This is a genomic window from Alteromonas sp. ALT199, assembly GCF_018619335.1.
In the GTDB taxonomy this organism is placed as follows: Bacteria; Pseudomonadota; Gammaproteobacteria; order Enterobacterales; family Alteromonadaceae; genus Alteromonas.
Genome location: NZ_JAHHDX010000163.1, coordinates 89431 through 98755 on the forward strand (window position 1 = coordinate 89431; position 9325 = coordinate 98755).

The following is a 9325-nucleotide window of genomic DNA, read 5'->3' on the forward strand; positions in this document are numbered from 1 at the left end:
TGGGTTTACGCCGTGTTTCAGATGGAGCAAAGCCCCTCTTACATTACAAATTAAAGTTCTGCGTATTGCGTTAGGATAAACGCGGCTTCGCCTCGTGATACACCATCTTGTGGGTTAAAGAAGGCTTTAAGTGTAGGTTGCAGGTCAAATGAACCTTGCTCTACTTTAACTTCAACCTGCATTAACCCTGCAGCTAAAGCTTGTTGGACATGGCCGCGATATTCAGGCGCAATCGCATCAGTATCTTCAACTTCCACCGCTTCGCCGAGCACGATAGCGATAACCTTTTCAGAGTCAAAGCTATTCGCGGCATCTTCAAGACCTAAAGCTTGAACCATTGAATACGCCATTTCTTCCTTGCTTACCTGCATGTTGCCACCGAAGAAGTCACCGTTAAATTGCATTACTGGTTGCGTATTCATCTCCAAATCACCTAATACCGCGCCTGTCGCTGTTGCTGAATTAACCGCGGCAGCATTTTCTGCACTCACATCGGTGAAGTTAACTGTGTTGCCACCGTTGGTTTGACGAAGGTTAGCACTAAGCGCTAGCGTATCTGCAAGCTCTACACGCGTTAATGGTGCATCTGGTGCAAAACCGCTTTCCTTCGCATCCATTAGTTCATTTGCTACTACATATTCAATGAATGGTTTAGCTGGGTGACCTACTGCATCATCAATTCCGGTATAACCTGAGGTTACTAACAAGCGGATATTCACATCGTTAGTACCGGGAATGCCCACACCGTTTGTAACACCTAGTGGGTCAACCGATACACCGCTAATGCTACCAATACCACGGCTGTATAACTTCCATGTACCAGGCATACCTGGCGCTGCTGTACCTACAGAAGAACCTAAAACTGGTAAGCCGATGCCAGAACCGTAGGTATTTCCTGCTGGGTCTTCTAGTACAAAGGCTGTTGCCGTTTCAATTGATGCGCTCGCAACAACCATAGATACATCAGGTGTTACCTCAAACTCTTCTACTGGTGATTCACCAACGGGAAGATAAGTTGTGGGCAGCGTAAAGCTGTCACCTTCCGCCACATTCGCAAAGGCGTTAAACTCGCGATTCATCTTCACTGTATCGCCGAATACTTCTTCGCCTTCAAGCACAGCGGTTACCGCAGCATAAGCGTTAACGTAACCTGCGCCCACTTCCCACTCATCCATGCCTGCCATTGGTGTGGCCGTTTCTTGAAGAATGCGTTTAACATCTTCCCATTGAAGGTTTGGATTCGCTTCTAGCATCAGTGCAACAATACCTGATATGTGAGGCGCTGCCATTGAAGTACCGCTAGATACGGTATAAAACGGCAAGTGTTGTGGTTCAATCATTTCAGCGTCGTCAGCAGCACTTAAGCCGCCTAAGCTAGACAGCGATGCGCGTGCAGAGATAACATCTACACCAGGCGCAGTTACGGTAGGACGGTCTTCCCACGTGAATACTTCGCCGTCTACCACGGCTTGCCCGCCTTTTCCATCTACACCACGTGAACTGAAATCAGCCAACTCGCCCTGCTTGTTACCCGCAGCAACAGTAATTACCCAAGGCGCTTTTTTAAAGTTACCGGTAATTGTCGACTCACCAGGTCCTGAGTTACCCGCTGAAAACACTGTGATAATACCGCTGTCAGCTAATGCTTTAGTTATAACGTTGGTTGGGTCGTCTGGGTTAAAGTCTGTACCTACATCCCCCGTGTTACCGAACGAGTTAGAGATTACGCGTATGTTGTAGTCGAATTGGTGTGTTAGCGCGTAGTCAAAGCCGCCAATAGTATCTAATATAAATAAAGCGGCACCCGAGCCATAACCTATAATATCGGCCCCCGGTGCTACACCGGCGTGCAAACCTCCGCTCTTAGCGCCGTTGCCGCCTACAGTGCCTGCCACGTGCGTTCCGTGACCGCCTAGAATATCGGTATTAGATACGTTTTCTTGGTAAGTAATCGGTAAAATGCCGCTATAGCTGTTTAAGTTCACCTGCGCTAGTACGTTTTGAACGACGTGATCAGGAAATGCTAAATCACCGTGCGTGCCGTCAACGCCCGAGTCGTTTACCACTACACCAATGCCTTTACCTGATACCGGCATGCCGTTAATGCGAATGTCACGGTCAGCTTGTAATGCCTGAACACCTGTAATTTGGGTAGATTCATGGTTTTCTAGTTCTAGTGGGTCGTTGTTCCAAACTGAAACCACGTCATCGCGTTGATAGAGTGCTTCAACTTGCTGTTTATTGGCTAACACGCCAACAATAGGTACGTTACGCAGGCTAACACCACCGGTAATTCCTAACGATTCAAGTGCCGTCACTTGCTCTGTTGTGGCAGGTCCCTTACCTTCAAATGTAACAATAACTTGTTGCAGTTCTAGCGGCGAAGCAGCAAGCGCATCAGCCAGTGTTTTATCGAATGTTTTTGCGTTAACCATGCTCGCTGGTAGGGCACAAGCAATTGCTACTGATAATACTGTTTTTTTATTAAGGAACTTCATAATACACCTCTCTTTGAGTACCCCTTGAGTATTTAACAACCCAAGATGCAAAACTATGGGGAGTTCCCCCTATTCAGATTTTTTTATAAAAGCACTTTAAAACAGAATCTTAAAAAGAAAAAAGCCCTCACTAAGTGAGGGCTACAAACACCAACTATCGAGAAACACAGATAAGTTGGAGGGAACGAACGTGGAATCCTAATTAGGGGCTTACTTGAAAGGAAAAAGACTACTGTTTGCGTTTTTTTACCGAAATAAAAGCGAACAGAATTAGCATAGCAGCGGTAAAGGAAGCAGGTTCACTCACTTGGGTTGAACCCTTGTTAGCCCCACCTGTTTTAACCAACTGGAATAGACCACCCGCGCAGCGATCACCATTTTCAAAAAAAACACAGGTATCTGTTTGCCCTAGCCCAGCTAAACCTGAACTAATAGTAAACTCGTAAGGCACACTTGAATCCTCAATGAAAAACTCAAAGCCTTCACTGCTGTCGTCACCAAAAACGCCATCGTCCAGGTCAGATATCGCAAATTCAGCAATGTCCTCTTCCATTATGTCGTAAGTTACGCCATCAAACTCTAGCTGAAAGAAAAACGACAGCCATGTGTTCATATTGAACTGGGTTTCATTTTCATCAAAGGTGATTTGCCCGAGCAAACTGGTTTGCTCCGATTCATCACCTAACACTAGGCGTGTGAAATCATAGGTGATTACACCGGCGAAAGAAGATGATGCAGAAAAAAGTAAAAATGCAGCTAGTAACGATCTCATAGTGAACCCACTTCTATATTTTTATGGGCTTAGTATTGAACTTAGTGCATAGAATACAAATAGGGAGTTCCCCCTAGTTGTATTCGATGCTCTTTAATGTGGCGTGTTTTTAATTAGCGTTTTGCTCGCGTAGTACTTTTGCTAGTTCGTAATTACCTTGCGAAAGAGCGATATCCGCTACCGAATTGCCTGCTTTATCCATGTGAGCTGGGTTTGCCCCTTTGTCGATAAGCGTATTGATAATTTCTTGTCTGTCAAAAAGGCTCGCAAACATTAACGCGGTTTGCCCCTGTGCGTTTTCTTCGTCTATGTCGCAGTCGGCAAAAACCAGTTGCTTAGCCACACTAACGTGACCTTTAAATATGGCCCCCATGAGTGCGGTGTTTCCGCGGTTGTCTTCTTGACATGGGTTGGCATTAGCTTCACCGATTAGAAAATTTATGGTGTCGGTGTGCCCATGGTACGCCGCAAGTATAAGGGCGGTATAGCCTTTTTCGTCGGCTACATTAACATCTAGACCGGCCTGATAAAATGCACCTAGCATGGCGCTATCACCTTCTCGCGCTGCATCAAAATAGCGTGCTTTTAAGGCCTCCATATTAGGCCTAGTCGCACTTTGTTGAGTATTAGCTTGAGTGGTTGTTTCAGCTGCCGCACTAGTATAAAAACTGGTGAAGGTGACAACAACGAACAGTGCTGCCGTAAGTGTTTGCTTTAAAAAAGACATCGTGCCCCCTTACTGGTAAATCTAAATTTGGTTACTACAAAACTGTTTTCAGCAAAGCTGTTGCAGAAAGATTGTTAAAGAAAAATTGTTTGAGAAAAATGGGAGTTACTCAACACTGTGATGTAACTCCCAACCCAAGTGCTACTTAGCTTATTGCATAAGTGCCGTTAGGCTTTCTGCAACTTGCTTTGCTTTTGCAGCGCGTGCTGCCTGTTGCTCCATCAAGTCTTTTGCAGTTTGGCGAACTTTCGACATTGGCGCTTTAGCTAGTTTGGCTACGCCCTTACCGTAGTTCTTATCTGCGTTGTACATATAAGCACTAATGACTACGCGAATCTCTTCTTCAGGTACCGATGCTAACGCTCCGCCTAAGTTACTAATCAGGTGCGCTTGACCTTCTTTAGTCAGGTTTCTGAAAAACTCACCCGCTTGCTTAAAGTTCTGTTCTTTGTAGAACGGAATTTGTTGTGTCATACCGGCAAGTGGCTTACTTGAATAACGAAACGCTGGGTCTTCGTTTAGGTCTAGGCGACGGCTTGGCTGATAGTTCACATCGCGATTAGAGCTAGTTGTGCGAAGCTGACCGTGTTGCTCGTGATTATTGATAACCGCATTTTTCGGCGCATTAATCGGAATACGATACGCGTTCACACCTAAACGATAGCGCTGCGTGTCAGCATACGAGAACAAACGACCTTGAAGCATTCTGTCTTCTGATGGCTCAATACCTGGAATTAAATTGCTTGGCGCAAATGCCGCTTGCTCAGTTTCTTCAAAGAAGTTGTCTGGCACACGGTTAAGCACTAAACGACCAATTTTCTTAGCAGGAACCAAAGATTCAGGCCAAACTTTAGTTGTATCAAGTGGGTTAAACTCGAAGTCATCTAACTGTTCTGGCTCTAACTCTTGAAGATACAGATCCCAAGATGCTGTTTCACCTTTTTCACCGATACGGGTATACACATCAGTGGTGTGCGGCTGGAAGTCCATACCTTGAACTTTCATTGCTTCTTCAGCAGAGAAGTTCTTAATAGGTTGGTTCGCTTTCCAAGTAAACTTCACGTACTTGTAATTACCTTCGTCATCAACAAATTTAAATGCGTGAACACCTGAGCCGTCCATATTTAAATAGCTTGCTGGTGTGCCGTAATCAGAGAAAAGCATGGTTAACGTATGCGTTGACTCTGGCACGTGCGAGAAGAAATCAAAAATACGCTTCGCGTCTTGCTTGTTCGTCACTGGTGATGGTTTAAATGCGTGTACCATATCAGGGAATTTAATTGCATCGCGAATAAAGAATACCGGAAAGTTGTTACCTACTAGATCCCAGTTTCCTTGTTCGGTGTAAAACTTCACCGCAAAACCACGTGGGTCGCGCAACGTCTCTGGCGACAAATGTCCGTGAACTACTGATGAAAAACGAACAAATACTTCTGTTTTTTTGCCTTCGCCTTGAAATGGTGCGGCAACTGTTTCGTCAGATAAGTCGACATAGTTTTCATAGTAGCCGTGGATACCAACACCACGAGCGTGAACAACGCGCTCTGGAATACGCTCACGGTCGAATGCCGCTAGTTTTTCAATAAGATGAGAGTCTTGTAGTAATACTGGTCCCCATGGACCTGCGGTTTGCGAGTTTTGGTTATTACCGACAGGTGCGCCATTTTGGCGAGTTAGCGTATCTGCGCTTACGCCTAAAGTAAGCATGCTGGCAGCAACGCCGCCTAGTACGAATTTAGTTAAAGTTGATTTCATCGAGGTTCTCACAGCTGTACTCCTACATGAAGGTTGGTACGAGGTTTAGGGGCTTTTACTTCTAGTCGCCGTAATAGTTATCAGCGTAATTACATTGCGTTCGAATGGGTTGATTCGTGGCGGAGGAAACACGATGGCTATGTGCCGTTGTTAGCTTTTTTAATAGTGCGTTCATTTCGCTCTCCTTGTTAAGTTGAGAGCATTATCATTAATTGGTTAAAACTATTAAAATGAGATAATTTGATTCAATTAATCAAGCAAAACGATTGTAAATATGGTGGCTAATCGCATTTTTTTATGAACGAGAGTGATAGCTATTGCTGTGGGAAAGTGATTGCTACTGCCGTGGGAAAGTGATTGCTACTGCCGTGGGAAAGTGATTGCTACTGCCGTGGGAAAGTGAAAATTATCTGTCTTTTAAAGGCTAGCAAGTATAGTAAGGATAAGTGTTTGAGAAAAAATGCGGCGGCGTTTTTGTCAAAACGTTGCCGCATAAAATCATTCGAAAAAACTTAGGCTTTAAGCCAGGGGCCGGTAATTGCTAACGTTTTCGTTGGTGAGTAAATATTGACGAAAAGCGTATTACCATCAGGCGAGAAACACGCGCCTGCTAGTTCTGTTTGCGCATGTAATTTAGCAAAGTTGTATACTTCTCCGCTTGGCGTAACACCGCGCAAATGGTTATCCACTATGTCGGTGTATTGATCTTCGCACACTAATAAATGCCCGTTCGGGCACACAGTTAGATTATCGCCAAAGTTGTACAGATTCTTGTCTTCACTTTCTAAAAACAGCTGAAGCTTGTCTTGCGTCCCATCAGCAGATGGAACAACCTTCATCACCTGACCTAGCTGCTTTTGCCCACCGTTGGTACAGCAGAAATAAAGCTCTTCTTCGCCCCAGTGTATGCCTTCACCGCGAACAAATAGCGCAGCGCCTTTCTCGTACCCTTGCACGCGTAAATCATCATTAGGACTTTCTGGGTTATCTAATGCTACCCACTCAACGTCGAACCATGTGGCTACATGCATAGTATTGGCACTCCAGTTACGTGTATCTAACTGAGGCTTGTCTTTTACCACCAACGCTTCTAACTGACCGCCAGAAGCTAAGTTACCGTATTCATTTGGTACAAAGCGATAAAGCAAGCTATCGACTCTGTCTTCGGTTAGATAAACAATACCGGTTTTGGGGTCGACACAAGCCGCTTCGTGGTTAAAACGCCCCATGTCTTTAAGCGGCTTCGCTTCTATTAATGAGCTCGCATTGGCAGGCACCTCAAAGATATAGCCGTGATCTGTGTTTACCACATCGCCGTTAGGGCCGTGAGGACGGTCTACCGACTCTTCACACGTTAGCCACGTGCCCCAAGGCGTAATGCCGCCTGAACAATTTCTTACGGTGCCAGCCAGGCTAATAAACTCTTTTTCAACCTTTTGAGTGCTAAGGTTATACACCATGGTTGTAGTACCGCCGGGTAAAGCAATGCCATTAGCGTAACTGTCATAAGCTAAGTCGCTAGCATGCGCTTGAATAGACTCAGGCTGAGCACTTAAATGTTTAGGGTGTAGTTCATGATTGCGTATTAGCGCCACTTTGTCGCTACTACCATCTATAGGCAGGCAACCCATCCCATCCGCTCTATCAGGTACGTGCATACCGTCTGACATTGCATTACCAAGACTTGAGATAACTTTATAGCTAAAGCCTTTAGGTAAATCGAGGAGCTTTTGAGGGTCAGCTACAAGCGCCCCATAGCCTTCGCTAATTGGCATAGACGCCAAGTTCATTTTCTTACCAAAAGCACTGGTCGCTAGACCACCAAATGCCAAAGAGCCTACTAAAAACTGGCGTCGTGTAATCATGAAAATCTCGTTAAACAATAAAGCCGGGCATGATAGCCATTAATTGTTACAGTATAACAACACCATAAGAAATTATTGGCAAGTGACATTCGCATTTTATAGGCAAACAGCTTGGGGAAAGCGGTTAATGGGGAGAATGCGGGTTGATCTCGAAGCTCTTACATAAAAGCTGGGATGGGTTTACGGCGTATAGCTCCCCTCCTCTTCAAACCTTTTGCTATTCCGATCAAGGAGGGAGTGAAGCCCCATCAAAAACTCTCAGCAGCAGGGACGCTGCTGCGAAGCCGCCATGGATGGCTTTACGGCGTGTTACTCCTCTCCTCTTCAAAGCTCTTGTTATGCCGATTAACGAGGGAGTGAGTGTATGCCCTCTGAAACCCTACACCGCATGGATGCGGTGTCGGAGCCCCCATGGATGGGTTCACGGCGTGTTTCAGAGGGCATACACTCACGTACTTTCTAAAAGGCATAAAAAAAGCGCACCTAAGTGCGCTTTTTTTGGCTTGTGTTGCTAAGTCTAGATTAGTCTAGGATCTTAGATACAACACCAGCACCTACTGTACGACCACCTTCACGGATTGCGAAACGAAGACCTTCTTCCATCGCAATCGGAGCAATTAGCTCAACTTTAAATTTAAGGTTGTCACCAGGCATTACCATTTCTACGCCTTCTGGAAGCTCTACAGCACCAGTTACGTCAGTTGTACGGAAGTAGAACTGTGGACGGTAGCCTTTGAAGAATGGAGTATGACGGCCACCTTCATCTTTAGACAGTACGTATACTTCTGCTTCGAAGTTAACGTGTGGAGTGATTGAACCAGGCTTAGCTAGTACTTGACCACGTTCAACTTCGTCACGCTTAGTACCACGTAGAAGAACACCAACGTTCTCACCTGCACGGCCTTCGTCAAGAAGCTTACGGAACATCTCAACACCAGTACAAGTAGTCTTAGTAGTGTCTTTGATACCTACGATTTCTACTTCTTCACCAACTTTTACGATACCTTGCTCTACACGACCAGTTACAACAGTACCACGGCCTGAGATTGAGAATACGTCTTCGATTGGAAGGATGAACGGCTTGTCGATTGCACGCTCTGGCTCTGGGATGTATGAATCAAGCGCTTCACCAAGCTCGATGATTTTCTTTTCCCACTCTGCGTCGCCTTCAAGCGCTTTAAGAGCTGAACCTTGGATAACTGGTAGGTCATCACCTGGGAATTCGTATTCTTAAGAAGTTCACGAACTTCCATTTCTACTAGCTCTAGAAGCTCTTCATCATCAACCATGTCACACTTGTTCATGAATACGATGATGTAAGGAATACCAACCTGACGACCAAGTAGGATGTGCTCACGAGTCTGTGGCATAGGGCCATCAGTCGCAGCTACTACTAGGATACCACCGTCCATCTGAGCAGCACCAGTGATCATGTTTTTAACGTAATCAGCGTGTCCTGGGCAGTCTACGTGTGCGTAGTGACGAGTAGGAGTGTCATATTCTACGTGTGAAGTAGAAATGGTGATACCACGAGCTTTCTCTTCAGGCGCGTTATCGATTTGATCGAAAGCCTGAGCAGAACCGCCGTAAGTTTTAGAAAGAACTGTAGTGATAGCTGCAGTTAGGGTAGTTTTACCGTGGTCAACGTGGCCGATTGTACCCACGTTTACATGGGGTTTCGTACGTTCAAACTTTTCTTTTGCCATTT

General features: G+C 45.4%; 5 protein-coding genes and 1 pseudogene. All 6 read right to left on the reverse strand.

The features are described from left to right. Positions 1 to 50 precede the first annotated feature (50 nt). A complete protein-coding gene (locus KL866_RS18905) occupies positions 51 to 2498 on the reverse strand; it encodes a S8 family serine peptidase (RefSeq protein ID WP_214996477.1) in 2448 nt (815 codons plus the stop codon). A 229-nt stretch (positions 2499 to 2727) separates the two neighbouring features. Then, a complete protein-coding gene (locus tag KL866_RS18910; RefSeq protein ID WP_214996480.1) occupies positions 2728 to 3270 on the reverse strand; it encodes a hypothetical protein in 543 nt (180 codons plus the stop codon). A gap of 109 nt (positions 3271 to 3379) precedes the next feature. Continuing rightward, on the reverse strand, positions 3380 to 3997 hold the full coding sequence (locus KL866_RS18915; protein WP_214996482.1) for an ankyrin repeat domain-containing protein: 618 nt from the start codon (positions 3995 to 3997) through the stop codon (positions 3380 to 3382). Between the two features lie 150 nt (positions 3998 to 4147). Continuing rightward, a complete protein-coding gene (locus KL866_RS18920; RefSeq protein WP_409173996.1) occupies positions 4148 to 5764 on the reverse strand; it encodes a catalase in 1617 nt (538 codons plus the stop codon). A gap of 500 nt (positions 5765 to 6264) precedes the next feature. Further along, positions 6265 to 7617, reverse strand: coding sequence for an alkaline phosphatase PhoX (locus tag KL866_RS18925; RefSeq protein ID WP_214996486.1), 1353 nt, complete (start codon positions 7615 to 7617; stop codon positions 6265 to 6267). Between the two features lie 522 nt (positions 7618 to 8139). Continuing rightward, positions 8140 to 9323 (reverse strand): annotated as a pseudogene (tuf, locus tag KL866_RS18930) (elongation factor Tu). Between the last annotated feature and the right edge of the window lie 2 nt (positions 9324 to 9325).